This window comes from Streptomyces sp. NBC_01508 (assembly GCF_045040315.1).
Classification (GTDB): Bacteria; Actinomycetota; Actinomycetes; order Streptomycetales; family Streptomycetaceae; genus Streptomyces.
Genome location: NZ_CP109419.1, coordinates 3,620,251 through 3,635,325, shown reverse-complemented (window position 1 = coordinate 3,635,325; position 15,075 = coordinate 3,620,251). Strand labels below are relative to the sequence as shown.

The following is a 15,075-nucleotide window of genomic DNA, read 5'->3' as shown; positions in this document are numbered from 1 at the left end:
ACGTGCACACACCCCCCAACGGCGGCATCGACTCCACGGCCGCGCGGCCCGCGCACACCGCGGTGCCGCAGTCGCCGGCCGCGGCGCTCCGGCCGTTCACCGCCGTCCCGCGACCTCCCGGCCAGGTCCCCCAGCAGCACAGCCCTGCCCGGATCGGCCCGTACGAGGTCTTCCAACTCCTCGGCGAGGGCGGCATGGGCAGGGTGTTCCTGGCCAGGTCGCCCGGATCGCGCCTGGTCGCCCTGAAGGTCATCCGGCCCGAGTACGCCGAGGCACCGGACTTCCGCGGGCGCTTCCGGCGCGAGGCCGAATCCGCCCGCCGGGTGAGCGGGTTCTTCACCCCGCCGGTGCTCGACGTGGACGCCGATGCCTCCCAGCCCTGGCTGGCCACGGCCTACGTTCCCGCGCCGTCGCTGCACGATGTCGTACGCGGCTTCGGCGTGCTGCCCGAGCCTGCCCTGCGGGCCCTGGGCACCGGCCTCGCGGAGGCGCTGCTGGCCGTACACGACGCCGGTATCGTCCACCGTGACCTCAAGCCCGGCAACGTACTCATCGCCGAAGACGGGCCTCGCGTCATCGACTTCGGCATCAGCAGGGCGGTGGATGCCACCCAGCTGACCCGGACGGGCGCCGTGCTGGGGACGCCCGGGTTCATGGCACCCGAGCAGATCGTGTCGAGCCACGAGGTCGGACCGGCGGCCGACGTCTTCTCCCTGGGCTGTGTCCTGGTTTTCGCGGCCACCGGGCGGGGCCCCTTCGGTACCGGAGGCGCGGCCGAGATCCTCTACCGGGCTATTCATCAGCCGCCCCAACTCGACGGCCTTCCCCGGGTGTTGAGCCAGCTGGTCGGTGCCTGTCTGCACAAGGACCCCGCCCGCAGGCCGCCCGCCGCGTCGGTGCTGGCGGCGCTGGGGGCGCTGGGGGCCGCCGACCCTGCCGCGCTGCTGACCGAGGGCCTGCGGGAGGACCTGGCGCGGCGGGCGGCGCACGCCGCCGTTCTGGTGGCCGCACCGCCCATGCCCACGACGTCCCTCGCCACCACTGCCCCGAGCGGGCCGAGCCGCCGCGGGTTCCTGTGGATCGCCGCGGCCGGTACCACCGTCGCGGCGGGCGCGGGCGCCGCGGCGCTGGCCGGGTGGCGGTCGAAGCCCGGCCGGACCCCGGACCGGGCCGACGCCGGCGCGGGCACCACCGGCCGGCCCGCGCCCAAGATTCCGGCCGGGCCGAAGCCCCGGTGGTCGGTCCCGCTGAAGAAGCTGGATTACGGACAACTGCGGCTCCTCGGCGACACGTTGGTGTGCTGGGACCAGCGCGGTGCGATCGCCTACGACACCGCGACCGGGAAGGAACGCTGGACGGGTTCGCTGCGCCCACCGTCCGATGTCTCGGGGGAACCGACGTGGTTGGGCGTTCACGGATCGATGCTGTTCGCCGAGGCGTGGGGCGGCGAACGCGGCTATCTGCTCGGTGTCGATGCCGCCGGCAAGCAGAAGTTCGCCCACGCGGTCACCGAGCGGACCGCCGGCGGCCAGTTCGCCGGCTTCGTCCAGAGCGTCCTGTCCGTCGCCGGTTCGGTCGCCGTCGTGGGCACCAGTGACAACGGCGGTTACGGCGTGCTCGCGGTCGATCTCGACTCGGGCAACGTGCTGTGGTCGCGCACGGTCGAAGGCAGCGACTTCCAGGCCCGCGCCGACGGGAGCCGCTGCTTCCTGCAGGACAACGGCACGCTGCGCGGACTCGGCCTGCGCTCCGGTACGGAGCGGTGGAAGGTCCGGGACGTCATCGAGCCCGGCGCCTATCCGCGCCTGGCCACCGACGGCAAGACCCTGCTCGTCACCAGCACCAAGGTGCAGGCGTTCCGCGCCGCCGACGGCGAGAGACTGTGGACGGCCGTCAACGAGACGACCACCATCAGCCCGGCCGGTGTCCGCGGCGAGCGGGCTTATGTCCACGACGGTCAGGGCACCGTGTTCGCCCTGGACACGCGCAGCGGTGAGCAGGTGTGGCACACCGCGAGCCCGGTGGACCTGACGTCCACCGGTGCCGCGCACGCCCAGGGGCCCACCGTCTCCGCGTCCGTGGTGGCCATCGCCACGTACGGCGCCGGAGACGTCCCGGGGTTCGTTGTCCTGCGCGCCTCCGACGGCAAGCCGCTCTGGGCGCACCAGCCCTCGGGGAGCGGAGCCGGGGGCAAGGAAGCCTGGCTGCTGCAGATCTCCGGCAGCACCCTGTTCGCCGCGTCCGAGACCACCCTCCACGCCTTCCGGAGCGACACCCCATGACCACGCCGACCACGCCGCCGTTCCCCTCGACGCCGTCCGCGCTTCCCCCGCAAGCCACCGCCCCCGCCTCGTACATCGGCCCCTACCGGGTGATCCGGGAACTCGGCGCGGGCGGCATGGGCCGGGTCCACCTCGCCGCGTCGCGCAGCGGCCGTGCGGTGGCCGTCAAGGTCGTACGTCCCGAACTCGCCGCCGACCCCGACTTCCGCCGCCGCTTCAAGGCCGAGGTGGACGCCGCCCGCGCGGTCTCCGGCGCCTTCACCGCGCCGGTCGTCGACGCCGACCCCGAGGGGCCGCAGCCCTGGCTGGCCACCGCGTACATCCCCGGCCCCTCCCTCACCGAGGCCCTGGACGCCCACGGGCCCATGCCCGAGCCCACCCTGCGCGTGCTCGGCGGCGGCCTGGCCGAGGCGCTGGCCGCGATCCACCGCGCCGGGCTCATCCACCGTGACCTCAAGCCGTCCAACATCCTGCTCACCCCCGACGGCCCCCGGGTCATCGACTTCGGCATCAGCCGGGCCGTCGACGCAACCGTGCTCACCGTCGAGGGCCAGGTCCCGGGCTCGCCAGGTTTCATGTCGCCCGAGCAGTCGACCGGTGGTGAACTCACCGCCGCCAGCGATGTGTTCGCCTTCGGCGCCGTGCTGGTCTTCGCCGCCACCGGCAGCCCGCCCTTCGGTACCGGCGCGGCCCACGCCCTGATGTACCGGGCCGCCTACGAGGAGCCGCGGCTGGACGGCGTCCCGCACGGCCTGCTCGACATCGTCGCCGCCTGCCTCGACAAGGACCCCGCCCGCCGCCCCACCGTCGAGCAGCTGCGGTCCCGGCTGCGCCCGGAGGCCACCGCCGGATGGCTCGGCGCGGTCGAACTGCGGGTGACCGAGGACGAGCGCACCCTGCGGGAGGCGGTACGCGCCCCGCTGCTCAGCCGCCGCCGGTTGCTGACCGGCGGCGCGGTGCTCGGCGTCACCGCGGTCGCCGGGGGCACCGCCTGGTTCCTGAACTCACGGGGCGAGGACCGTGAGGACGGCAAGGGCGGCACGGTCGCCACCCCCGAACTCGACTGGACCAAGGAGCTTCCGCGGCCCGCCATGTTCCTGAGCGCGGTGACCCGGTCCACGCTGCTGTGTAGCGAATCGGCCTTGGGCGCCTCCTTCGACCGGGACACCGGCAAGCTCCTGTGGAAGGACCTCGGAGGCCAGAACACCGATGTCCTCACCGACGAGAAGAACGTCTACACGGTACGTACCGACGGCAAGGTGCACGCTTTCGACGCCCGGTCCGGCGACAAGCTGTGGGACGCGGCCCCGGCCGGGGACAGCGCGCCCGAGCTGAACTTCTCGGACGGCGAGTTGGTCGTGACCATGAGCGGCGGACGCTTCCAGGCCCTGGAGGCGTCGAGCGGGAAGGTGCGGTGGACCTCGCCCGAGGGGGACAGAGGGTTCATGGTCGAGGGCGCCACCCCGGCGGGCGCGCTGCTCGTCTGGGGCGGCGCGTCGAAGACGTACCCGGCGGCGACGCTCGGCGGATACACGGCCCTCGACCCGGACACGGGCAGACGCGTATGGGCGAAGGATCTCGTCACCCTGTATCCACCGGTCAAGAGCAAGGTGCTCTACGGCATCGACGCCGGCATGAAGCTGCTCGCCCTCGATCCGGACAACGGTGAGACGCTCTGGAGCGCACCCACCGAACTCCCGCCGACGAACAGTGAGACGCTCGGTTTCCCGGGGTCCCTGAGCCTGAACGGGGGAACCCTGTTCTGCTACCCGAGCACCAACTTCAACGGCTCGACCCGCGGCTTGCTCGCCGCCTTCGACCCGGCGTCGGGCAAGACCCTGTGGACGGTACGGACCGCCGCCCGCGGCAACCGCGGCTACGCACGCGTCGGCGCGACCGTCTGCTACTTGGACAAGAAGGTGCTGCGCGGGATCGACGCCAAGACCGGCGCGAAACGCTGGACGGCCGGGTCGGACCTGGCTGACCTCACGCTCCTGGGCACCCTGCGCGGACTCTTCCTCGCCGCGGGCAAGAAGGGCCTGTACGCCTTCCACCCCGACACCGGCAAGCAGGTCTGGCACTACCGGGCCACCGGCGGCTCCGGCTCCTGGTCGACGCACGCCACCGGCGACCACCTGTACGCCACCTGGTCCGGCAAGCTCTTCCGCTTCTCGGTGCCCAAGGCGTAGGCGCACGCGCCCCGTCCGATGTGGCTACCGTGGACGGAGCGCCACGCGCCGGGGGCTCGGGCGCCTGGGGCTCGGACATCGGCGGCTCGGACATCGGGGGATCGAATGAGTTCGGGGGATCATATGAGTGAGGACGTCGTGCGGCGGCTCTACTTCGGGCGTGACGACGCCGAAAGCGACATCACCGTCGGCCTGTTACGTGCGGGCTTCATGCGTACGGCCGCGTACGAAGAGGCGTTGAACGGCCGGAAGATGCTGGTCATCGGCCGCAAGGGCTCGGGCAAGAGCGCCATCCGCGTACGGCTGGCGGGCGACGGCGACCGGCCGGGCGGGACGGTCGTGATCACCCCGGACGACGCGGCCGGAGACGAACTGCGCAGATTCGAGCTGCAAGGGCTGACCGGCGACACCGCCAAATCCCTCATCTGGCGGTACGTGTTCGCCGTCCACGCGGCCCGGTATCTGGTCGGCCACTACCGGGAGCACCGCCGGCGCGCCCCGGGATCGGTGAAGGCGCTGCGGAGCTTCCTCGTGGCGAACGACGAGGCGCTGGACGAGCGGCTCTACGACCGGCTGGTCAAGGGCGCCCGCGGCCTGGAGACGTCGCTGTCGCTGGAGGCGTTCGGGGTCAAGGCGGCGATGGATGTACGGGGGGCTAGTGAAGGCTCCCGCGCCACGCGCCAGTTGGAGATCCTGGAGAGCGGTGTCGCGCGGGCGTTCGCCGATCTGGACTGCGCCGGGCGGCACGCCCCGCTGCTGCTGATGGTGGACAAGCTGGAACAGGTGTGGTCCAACGACCCCGACAGCAACGCCATGGTCATCGGTCTGCTGCTGGCCGCGCAGCACACGGCCGGCGCGTACGGCGGCGCGCTGCGCTGTCTGCTGTTCCTGCGGTCGGACATCTACGACAGCTTGCAGTTCGCCGAGGGCGACAAGTTCCACGGTGACGAGATGCGGATCGACTGGACCCGCTCCGCCCTGCGCGAGATGGCGGTGGCCCGCGCCCAGGCGTCCATGGGGCCCGAGGTCACGCCCGACCGGCTGTGGCGGGAGATCTTCCCGGTGGAGGTGGGCGGTGAACCCACCTTCGACTATGTGTACTCCCGTGCGCTGCCCCGCCCCCGTGACGCCATCCAGTTCCTCAACCTGTGCCGTGACCGGGCGGTCGCGGGGGAGCACGACCGGATCCACGAGGAGGACGTGGTCGAGGCGGCCCAGCAGTTCTCGGAGTGGAAACTCGGCGACCTCGCCAAGGAATATCTCGTCAACTACCCGTATCTCTCAGCGCTGTTCGAGATGTTCCGCAACAGCGGCTATGTGGTGATGCGCAGCGGTCTCGAAACCCGCCTCGACGAGATGGCCGACACGTTGCTGCGGCAGTTCCCCGAGTACGCCGACGGCCTGTCCGGGCCCGCCGTGGTGGAGTCGCTGTACGCGGTGAGCTTCCTCGGGGTGCGCCTGGGCAACGACGTGGTGTACGCGACGGACCGGCACCGCGCGGTCCAGCCGTACGAGAACGAGTTCCACATCCACCCGTGCTTCCGCCCCGCGCTGAACGCCGTCAACGCGGTCGGTCTCCACCCGTACGAGCCGCACCACGCTGCCTCCCGCGTGGTCAACTCCTTCTCTCCCAGCCGTCAGTCACCGCGCGTCGGCGGGCTGGGCGTCGGCCGGGACTTCGGTCTGATGGAGGATCTGGTCCGGGCGTGCGACCGGATCCTGCGGCAGATGAGCCGGGCCACCTCGATGCCCGTCGAATCCCGCGACGAGGTGGCCCGCGAGGTCGGGCGGGTGATGGAGGACGCGCGGGAGTCGCTGATCCAGCTGCGCGAGGGGAGGCCCGTCGACGCCTCCCCGCATGTGCTGCGCGCGGTGAACTACCTCGAATCGCTCGCCGGGCAACTCCAGGCCAACGGCCTGGACCACGAGACGGGCACCGAGAGCGTCGCCCGGCGGGTCCAGGACGAGTGCCGCCGGCTGATCCGGATGGTCGGGGGCTCGTCCGGGGGCTCGGGGTACAGCAACTCGTAGTTCGGGAACTCGTGGTGCGGGAACTCGTGGTGCGGCAGCCCGTGGTGCGGGAACTCGTGGTGCGGCAACTCGTAGCTCGGGACTTGTGGTGCGGCTGCCCGTGGTGCGGGGCGGCGCGGAGGCCCGGCGTTCAGAACACCGGCAGCGCGCTGAGCGAGGTGCCGTCCAGGAGGAACACCCGGTTCGCGTCCGCCTCGATCCAGTAGGCGTCGGGGTTCTCGATGAGCCGGAACACCCACGGCTGCCGGACGTCGGGGGAGAGGTCGACGACGTTGATCCCGCCCGCCGTCTTGTTGACGGCGACCGACCAGAGTCCGCTGCCCTGGACGATCAGCGGGCTGGGCGGATCGCATTCGATGAGGCCCGCGTGCACCCAGTCGCTCGGTTTGCCGTCCCGCAGGTCGTAGCGCATCGGGAATTGGAGGACCGAGGCGTACACATGCTGACCGTGGATGGTCGGCGGACCCCAGGACACCTCTGAGCCGTCCCGGGGTTCGGGATTCTCGGCGGTCCAGATCTCCTTGCCGTCGAGCACGCCGAGGGTGGACAGGTTCTTGCCCGTCACGCACAGGGAGCGTCCCGACAGGGCGAGTTTGGCCCGGCCGTGCGCGCCCTGACCGGGCTGTTCCCACACGGTGCGGCCGTCGTCCGTGCCGAGGGCGACGACGCCGCCGTCCGCCGTGGCGATGACGAGGCGGCCGTGGTCGGCCAGGGCGCGCGAGGCGGCCTTCGTGCCGAGATCCGCGTCGATCCCGACGGTCCAGCGGATCTTGGCGTCGCTGCGGCCGACGGCGCGTACCCGGTCGTCCTTGGTGATCAGATACACCGCTTCGGCGTCGGCGGCGAGCAGCGACGCGGCGTCCGCGGCGCAGGTCCACTTGGGCTCGCCGGTCGACGCGACGAAGGTCTTGAGCGTGCCGTCGCGGTCGGTGGCCGCCACCAGCGCGTCGGAGAGCGACAGGTATCGCTGTTCGGCCACCGTGTCGGGCGCCGACCAGCGGACCTTGCCGTCGACGACACCGCGTGCGGCGATGCCGCCCTTCGGTGCCCCGACGACGATGACGTCACCCACGGGCAGGGGCGCGGGTGTGGTCCTGGCGAGCGCGGACTCGACGCTCCAGAGCGGGTCGGGGGTCTCGCCGAGTACGTAGTCGCCCTTCTTCGCGTCCAGGACGCGGGCCTTGGGGGCGGGCACGGCCTTCGGGATGTCGAAGGAGCTGTCGCGGTTCGCCCACCACCACGCGGCGGCGGAGCCGCCCACGGCGAGTACGGCCCCGCCGGCCGCGACGCCCGTCAGCAGCCGGCGCCGTGAGACGTCGCGCGGTGCGACGCCGCCCGGCACCGTGGTCAGCTGGTGCAGGCCGCGCTTGTGGGTCGAGATGTCCCGCGCGATCGCCCCGCTCCGCCAGGCCCGTTCGGCGCCTCGCGGCGGGGCGAAGGCCCGTGCTATCTCGGCCGGTTGGGGCCGGGCCGCCGGATCCTTGGCGAGGCAGGGGCCGATCAGCGGCTGGAGTGCGGGTGGGACGCGGTCCAGGCGTGGCTGGCCGTGCACGACCTCGTACTGCACGGCGGCGACGTGCGGGCCCTCGTAGGCGCGCTGTCCGCTCGCCGCGTACACCAGTACCGCCCCCAGCGAGAAGACGTCGGCGGCCGGGCCGACGCGTTGGCCGAGCACCTGCTCGGGCGCGCCGTAGCCGGGGGTGACCGGGGCCTGGCCGGTGGTGGTGAGGGTCAGGCCGTGTTCGGGACGGGCGATGCCGAAGTCGATGACGCGGGGGCCCGCCGCAGTGAGCACGATGTTGGCGGGCTTCAGGTCCCGGTGGACGAGGCCGGCGGCGTGGATGTCCCGCAGCGCGTGGGCCAGCGACGCCGCCAGGGTCCGTACGGTCGGATCGTCCAGCGGCCCGTGGGAGTGGACGGCGTCCTCAAGTGTGGGCCCGGTCAGGAACTCGGTGGCGATCCACGGGCGCCCGCCCTCCATCTGGGCGTCCAGCACGCGGGCCACGCCCGCGCCGGTGACGGCCCTGGCCATCTCGGCCTCGCGGACGAAGCGTTGGGTCAGATTCCGGTCGTGCGCCAGGTGCGGGTGCAGCACCTTCACGGCGGCGGAGCGCCCCTCGGCGTCCTGGCCGACGTAGACCCTGCCCATGCCTCCTTCGCCCAGCACCGCGAGGACGCGGTACGGACCCAGTCGGATCGGGTCACCGGATTCCAGGGGCTTCATGCCTGTGACGCTTTCTGTGAGTCATCGGAGGGGATACGCGGCGGTGTACGAGTCACCCAGGGCGATCAGCCGCCGGGCGGACTCATGGGCGAAGTACCGTGCCCCGGCGGCTTTGAAGGGCCGGGCCGCGGCGCCGGTCCGCAGGTCCGCGGCGACCAGTCCGGACGGTCCCTTGCCGTACACGTACGCGCTGCCGACCACGGGCGGGGTGTCGAGGTTCGCGGCGGTGACGGCGCGGCTCTTCTCCGCCCACTTCAGGGCGCCGCTGCCGGCGTCGACGGCGACCATGCCGCGGCCCTCCTGGACCGCGTACACGACACCGTCCTTGACGGCCGGCGGGCTGTACCGCGCCTCCGGGGCTCGTTCCTCGAAGCGCCAGGCCTCCTCGCCGTCGGTCAGGCGGAGCGCGACGAGCTCACCGGCCGACGGGTAGACATGCCGGCTGTCGACCGCCAAGTGGGCGCGGTTGATGGCCGGTTGGTCGCCTTCGAGGGGCCGGTCCCAGCGGGCCTCGCCGGTCAGCGCGTCGCGTACGACCAGCCGCGGTTCCCCGTCCGCGGACTGCTGGACGAGCACCAGATGCTCACCCACGACCCGGGCGGACAGGAAGTGCAGCCGCTCGGACTTGTCCGGCCGGGCGGGAAGCGGGACCTCCCAGAGCTTGTCGCCGGAATCGATGTCGACGCCGAGCAGGAACCACGTCTGGTCCTTGCCGAAGCCGGTCTTCGTGTGGCGGCCCCGGCCACCGGTCAGATAGACGGCGCCGGTCGTCGCGCAGAGCAGCTGGGTTCCGTAGAGGATCGCCCGCAGATCCTTGAGTTCGGCGAACGCCTCACCGACCGAACCGTCGGCGGTGTTGACGGTGGCGACGGTGAGCGGTTCGGCCTCGTCGAGGGTGTAGTCGGCGGTGTAGATCTGTTCGCCGTGCGCGGCCAACCGGCGTCTGAAGTAGACGTCGGGGTATTCGGGCCACTTCAGCTCTCCCGTCCGGGGATCCAGGCCCTTCACGTCGGTCTCGCCCACGACGATCAGTCCGTCCAGCATGAGCGGCGCGGGGAGGATGCGAGGTTCGGCGTAGTAGGTGTCCGCCTGCCAGAACAGGTCCCACTTGGGGGCCTTCGGGGCGTCGGCGGGCGGTGTGCGGCCGGTGGTGTCCCGACGTCCGAGCCAGGTCCAGGCACCGGCGCCGGCGGCGGCCGCGCCGAGTACCGAACTCCCGCCGAGCGTCAGGAGCTTGCGGCGGGACATGCCGGATGTCCGGGAGGCGGGCGACATCGGGGACGTGGCGGACGGGGCGCTGTTCGGACGGGTCTCGGCGAGGACGTGGGGTGGAGCCGGCAGCCGGGGCGGCATGGCGTGCCAGACGCCGCCGGCGCGGCGGGCGATCTCGATCAGCAGGGGCTCGGGGAGGCGACCGGCGAAGTCGCCCTGCGAGTAGCCCAGTTGGGCGGCGAGTTCGGTGGTGGTGGGGCGGTCGGCGGGGTTCTTGGCGAGGCAGCGGGTCAGGACCGGGAGCAGGGCCTGCGGGACTCCGGTGACGTCCGGGTCGGCGTAGCGGACGCGGTAGAGGAGGTCGGCGGGCTGCCCGCTGCCGAAGGGGCCCCGGCCGGTGGCCGCGTAGACGAGGAGGCCGGCGAGGGCGAAGACGTCCCCGGCGGAGGTGTGTTCCTGGCCGGTCGCCTGCTCGGGGGACATGAAGGCGGGCGTGCCCGCGGCGGCGCCGGTGCGGGTGAGGTGGATGTCACCGATGGCGCGGGCGATGCCGAAGTCGATGACCTTGGGGCCGTCCGCCGTGAGCATGATGTTGGAGGGCTTCAGATCGCGGTGGACGACGTCCGACGTGTGGAGCTGGGCCAGTGCCGCGCAGAGCAGGGTTCCCAGGGCGCGTACGGCGGCCTCGGGAAGCGGGCCGGCGAGGGCGACGGCGTCGTCCAGGGGCGGCCCGAGTACGTACTCGGTGGCCAGCCAGGGGGTTTCGGCCAGCGGGTCGGCGTCGAAGACCCGGGCGCCGTGGACGGGGCCGATGACCCGGGCCGCGTCCACCTCCAGGCGGAAGCGGGTGCGGAAGGCGGGGTCGGTGGCGATGGGGGCGTGCATCGTCTTCAGCGCCGCCGTACGGCCGGTGGCCGAGCGGGCGAGATAGACGGTGCCCATGCCGCCGCTGCCCAGCCGGGCGATGAGGCGGTAGCCGCCGAGCCGGTGCGGGTCGTCGTACATAAGAGGGGAGAGCATCAGCCGTCGGTCCAGGGCGGTGTGGGCGGGACGTCGGCCGCGAGTACGGCCGCCGACTGGCGTGCGAGGGCGGCCACCACGGGCGCCGGCAGGGGGATCGGGCCGGCCGTGTCCAGGACGGTGGGCCGGTGCGCCGCCGGACTCCTGGCCGACTCCAGGCCGGTGAGGACCTGGTGCGCTCGCGGGCGGCCCGCAGGGTCGCGGGCGAGGCAGGCGGTGATCAACTCACCGACGGGGGAGGGGAGTTCGCCGTCTCCGAGGACGGTGCGGCCGGTGCCCGCGTAGGCGAGTACCGCCCCCAGGGCGTACACGTCGCCCAGTGGCCGGGGCCGTCCGCCGTCGGCCTGCTCCGGGGCGAGACTGCCGGGGTCCAGCCCCGGCAGACCGCCGCGCCGCTCGCCGTCCGGGGCCGCGGCCCGTACCGCACCGAAGCAGCTCAGCCGCGGGCCCTCGGTGGTGAGCAGTACGGCGGCGGGGGACAGTCCCGCGTGCGTCACGCCGTGGGCGTGGGCGGCGGCCAGCGTCCGGGCGAGGGCGGTGCCCAGGATCCGTACGAACCGTTCGGGCAGCGGACCGCCGTGGGCGCGCAGGGCGGCCGGGAGCGGGAGGGCGGGTATGTACGGCGTCGTACACCACGGGAGGTCCGCCGTGCCGCCGACTTCCTCGACCGGCAGGAACCCCGGTATGGAGAGCTGCCGGGCGCCCTGCGCCTCGACGGCCCAGCGGGCCGGGTCGGCGTCGGCGCGCGGGAGGCAGCTGAGGAACGTGCGGTCGCCGTCGGCGCCGCGGGCGATGTAGCGGCGGGCGGGGACGGCCTGCTCGGACTCCGCGTCGAACCGGGCCAGGACGCGGTGCGGCCCGGTCCGTGGAGGGTCGTCACGGCGTAGTGGTTCCATGCGCGGACTCCCCCCGGATCCTTGCTGAGCTCTTGCACTGAGCCAGGACAGCTTACGCAGACGGTGGTCAGGGGCCGGAGGGAGGTACCGCGCCGGCCGTGGCAGGGGCCTGGGACGGCGTCGGCCCCCGGGACGGGTCCCGGGGGCCGACGGTACGTGGCTACCGTGAGTCGACGGTACGTGGCTACCGCGAGGCGCTGGTCAGTTGGAGTTGACCAGATCGTGCGCCGGCACCTTCACCGTACGCGCGCCCGGCTTGCCGCCAAGGACGACCTTGCGCAGCGCGCTGTTGTTGGTGTGGCTCGTCTCCTTGAGACGGTTCTCCGGGTTGGCGAGCACCTGGATGTAGTAGGTGCCGTTCGCCAGGTTGGTGATGTCGAAGGACTGGCCCGGCAGATCCTGGGTGTACGTGTCGCCGGAGCCGACGTCCAGCACCTCACGGACGGAGATGGAGTTCTCCTGGCCGCACGCGGTGGACAGGTCGGTGTTGTCCGGGTGCCAGTTGGCGTTCTTCACCGTGTAGTCGACGGCGTCGGTGTTCGCCAGGCAGAACGCCTCCTTGCCGCTGCGCACCTCTTCCTTCTGGTCCGCCTTCAGCAGCCGGTAGCTGGCGAAGTCGGTGAAGTGCCAGTGCTCGTGGCCCGGACGCGGGTCCCACTCCATGGTGCCGGTCGGGGTGTAGCCGACCTGCTTGCCGTCCGCGTCGTAGAAGTACTGGTAGGCGTCCATCAGCTCCTTGCCGGGCTTGCGGAAGCCGTCCACGACGAGCTGCGCGGGGCCCGCGTTCCAGACGTTGGCGCTGAAGGCGAGGTAGTCCTTGCCCTTGACCTCCTGGTCGCCGTCGCTGATCTCGATGCCGTAGGCCGGCAGCGAACGCAGGTCGGGCTTCGGGACGTCGGGGACCACCGCCTTGCCGGTCGGGCGCTTGGCGTTGGGCTCCGCGCCGGGCGCCTGGCGGGAGCCGTCCGTGCGGCCGGGGCCGTCACCGACGGGAGCCGTCGCGGCCCGCAGCGAGGACTTCTTCAGCGCCCACGGCAGGGCCGGGGGCGCGGGGACGAGCGGTCCGTGGCCCACGTTGTACGAAGGGCCGGCGCCGCTCGTCGGGGCGGCGGGGGCCGCGGGGCGCATCGAGCCGTGTCCGGCCGCGCCGCCCTTCATCTTCGACATGTCGTGACCGCTGTGGCCGGACGCCGCGCTCTTGGCGCTCATGCCGACGCCGCCCTGCTCGTTTTCCCAACTGCGCTCGCGCACCGTCAGTTTGATGATCTGCGGCTTGCTGGAGATACCGAAGAGGTCGCGGTAGCGCTTGGCCACCGACACCTTCGCGATGTACTTGCCGGCGGCGAGCTTGACCGGCGCGGACTCGTAACCGGCGTACGTGTTGGACGCCCAGCCCTGCTCGACGCCCCACACCGAACCGAGGGTGAAGGCGTTCTCCGGGCAGCTCTCCGGGTACTTCGACTTGGCGGGACCGTCGGGGTCGATGCGACCGGCCGCGTTGTTCGGGCAGTACTTCTCGGTCCTGTTGACGACGACCTTGCGGTTCGTGTCGGTGATGGTGATCTGGGCGAAGCCGGGCAGCCCCGAGAAGTCCTTCACCAGCCCGGCCGGAAGGGCCTTGGTGCTGGTCTTGCCGCCGCCCTCGTGGATGACCTGCTCGGCGACGACCGGGTCCTTGTACGACTTACGGGTCACCTTCAGCTCGAAGGGTCCGCCCTCGGACGTGAGGTAGGTCCCGAGGTCGAGGTAGACGCCCGGGTCCTCCTTCCACGAGTCGAGGGTCAGCGATTTGGTCGCGGCGATCAGGCCGAGCTTCGGCGTGGTCTGCGCCGCCGTGTCGCCGTGCGCCGCGGCCACGAGCCCTGCGGTCACGGCGAGCGCCGCGGTGGCGGCCAGCACCGAACGCCGGAGCCGTGTCTTGCGCTTTCTGGTCATCGTTCCTCGATTTCCGAGCTCTCCGAATGCCTGCGTGGACGGTGGACGAACAGCCGGCGCGAAGTACGTTCTCTGGTCGCGGAACTGTCTCCCCCGTACTGAGAGACGGGGGAGGGGCTGTGGGTTGTCTGTGAACCGGCGCGAAGTGAATCGTTGGCCGAAAGCAGCCCTCTGGCGACGGATCCGGCCATGCCACGTCCAGGAGAGGGCGTCGGGGAGAAGGCCGGCACAGGAGAAGCTCAGTCGAGGTCGCGCTCGGGCGACGACGCCCACCAGTGCACGAGCTGGTAGACCGTCGCGTAGCCCAACTCGGTGCGCAGATTGGTCAGATGGACGTTGATGGTGCGCGAGCTGTAGCCCAGGGCCGTCGCGATCTGCTGCTGGTCCTGCCCGGCGACCAGCGCGCGCAGGATCGTGCGCTGGAGCTGGGTGCTGACGGCGCTGCCCGCGGTGGCCTCCGCGGACTGCTCCGGGGCGCGCCACTCCTGTGCGAGGGTCCACTCCTGCTCAAAGGACTGGGCCAGGTACGCGCACACGGCCGGGTCCCGGACCAGCCACGCGCCGGCGGAGTCCGGGCGCCCTTTCAGATGGTCGGAGAAGAAGGCCACCTTCCGGTCGAACACGAGCACGCGCAGGAACGGCCTGGCCAGGGTGCGGAACAGCGCCCCCTGTGGCGCCAGGATGGCCACCCGCTCACGCACCGTGGGGTTGGTCCGGGCGCTCACGTGGTAGAGCGTGCGCATCGTGACCCCCCTGTTCACCGCGCTCAAGTCGCGGTTGAGCGTCTGCGCGAGGATGCGCCGCGTACGGGGGCCGGGCTGCGCGGCCAATACCTCGTGGGCCTCGACGGCCGCCTCGGTGATGTGGCGATTGACGGCGTCGATGCCCGCGATGTAGCGGGACCCGGCCCGTAACGCGGCCTCGGCCACCGACGGTTGGTGTGAACGCAGTTCGCCGAGCAGTGCCGGAATCTCGTCGAGGCGCGTGGCGGTCCGTGCCAACTCACCCTGCACGGAGGCGCGCAGACGGCGCTCCAGTCTGTCCAGACTCACGGGGACGTAGCCGCAGATCGGTTCGGCCGTGACGGCGCCCAGCGCGAGGAGGGGAGCGATCCCTGGTACGTCCCCCGACACTCTCTCGCCCGCGATGAGGCGTGCGTAGAGCGCCCGTGCCTCGGGCGGAAGGATCGAGTCGACATCGACATCGAGCGGGTCAGTGTCCGTGTCCGTGGTGGCGTCCGCGTCTGATTCCGTCGCCTTCGAGTTCATCTCAGCCGTCATCGCTTC

The 15,075-nt window shown here is 72.1% G+C and carries 8 protein-coding genes; 3 read left to right on the top strand and 5 right to left on the bottom strand.

What is annotated here, in order from left to right; genetic code table 11:
- The first annotated feature begins 2 nt into the window (after positions 1–2).
- From OG700_RS16615 to OG700_RS16605, 3 genes are all read left to right on the top strand, one after another.
- A complete protein-coding gene (locus OG700_RS16615) occupies positions 3–2,282 on the top strand; it encodes a protein kinase domain-containing protein (protein WP_405614259.1) in 2,280 nt (759 codons plus the stop codon).
- Positions 2,279–4,471: a protein kinase domain-containing protein gene (locus OG700_RS16610; RefSeq protein WP_405614257.1), complete on the top strand. Its 2,193-nt coding sequence runs from the start codon at positions 2,279–2,281 to the stop codon at positions 4,469–4,471. The genes OG700_RS16615 and OG700_RS16610 overlap by 4 nt, the downstream gene beginning before the upstream one ends.
- Positions 4,472–4,594: 123 nt before the next feature.
- Complete coding sequence (locus tag OG700_RS16605) at positions 4,595–6,502, top strand: P-loop ATPase, Sll1717 family (RefSeq protein WP_405614255.1); 1,908 nt, start codon at positions 4,595–4,597, stop codon at positions 6,500–6,502.
- A gap of 130 nt (positions 6,503–6,632) precedes the next feature.
- Here OG700_RS16605 and OG700_RS16600 read toward each other — a convergent pair whose 3' ends face one another.
- From OG700_RS16600 to OG700_RS16580, 5 genes are all read right to left on the bottom strand, one after another.
- Positions 6,633–8,726: a protein kinase domain-containing protein gene (locus tag OG700_RS16600; RefSeq protein ID WP_405614253.1), complete on the bottom strand. Its 2,094-nt coding sequence runs from the start codon at positions 8,724–8,726 to the stop codon at positions 6,633–6,635.
- 21 nt (positions 8,727–8,747) lie between these two features.
- Positions 8,748–10,958, bottom strand: a complete 2,211-nt coding sequence (locus tag OG700_RS16595) for a protein kinase domain-containing protein (RefSeq protein ID WP_405614251.1) — start codon at positions 10,956–10,958, stop codon at positions 8,748–8,750.
- Positions 10,958–11,854 carry a serine/threonine protein kinase gene (locus tag OG700_RS16590; RefSeq protein WP_405614249.1) on the bottom strand — a complete coding sequence of 299 codons (897 nt, stop codon included), beginning with the start codon at positions 11,852–11,854 and terminating at the stop codon, positions 10,958–10,960. Before OG700_RS16590 ends, OG700_RS16595 begins: the two co-directional genes overlap by 1 nt.
- A 201-nt stretch (positions 11,855–12,055) precedes the next feature.
- Complete coding sequence (locus tag OG700_RS16585; protein ID WP_405614247.1) at positions 12,056–13,789, bottom strand: lysyl oxidase family protein; 1,734 nt, start codon at positions 13,787–13,789, stop codon at positions 12,056–12,058.
- 239 nt (positions 13,790–14,028) lie between these two features.
- Positions 14,029–15,069: a LuxR C-terminal-related transcriptional regulator gene (locus OG700_RS16580; RefSeq protein ID WP_405614245.1), complete on the bottom strand. Its 1,041-nt coding sequence runs from the start codon at positions 15,067–15,069 to the stop codon at positions 14,029–14,031.
- Positions 15,070–15,075 lie beyond the last annotated feature (6 nt).

Excerpts from the sequence above, each read along its gene's own strand:
- OG700_RS16585 (WP_405614247.1), bottom strand. The coding sequence starts at position 13,789 with ATGACCAGAAAGCGCAAGACACGGCTCCGGCGTTCGGTGCTGGCCGCC.
- OG700_RS16580 (WP_405614245.1), bottom strand. The coding sequence starts at position 15,069 with ATGACGGCTGAGATGAACTCGAAGGCGACGGAATCAGACGCGGACGCC.
- OG700_RS16605 (WP_405614255.1), top strand. The coding sequence starts at position 4,595 with ATGAGTGAGGACGTCGTGCGGCGGCTCTACTTCGGGCGTGACGACGCC.
- OG700_RS16610 (WP_405614257.1), top strand. The coding sequence starts at position 2,279 with ATGACCACGCCGACCACGCCGCCGTTCCCCTCGACGCCGTCCGCGCTT.
- OG700_RS16590 (WP_405614249.1), bottom strand. The coding sequence starts at position 11,854 with ATGGAACCACTACGCCGTGACGACCCTCCACGGACCGGGCCGCACCGC.
- OG700_RS16600 (WP_405614253.1), bottom strand. The coding sequence starts at position 8,726 with ATGAAGCCCCTGGAATCCGGTGACCCGATCCGACTGGGTCCGTACCGC.
- OG700_RS16595 (WP_405614251.1), bottom strand. The coding sequence starts at position 10,958 with ATGCTCTCCCCTCTTATGTACGACGACCCGCACCGGCTCGGCGGCTAC.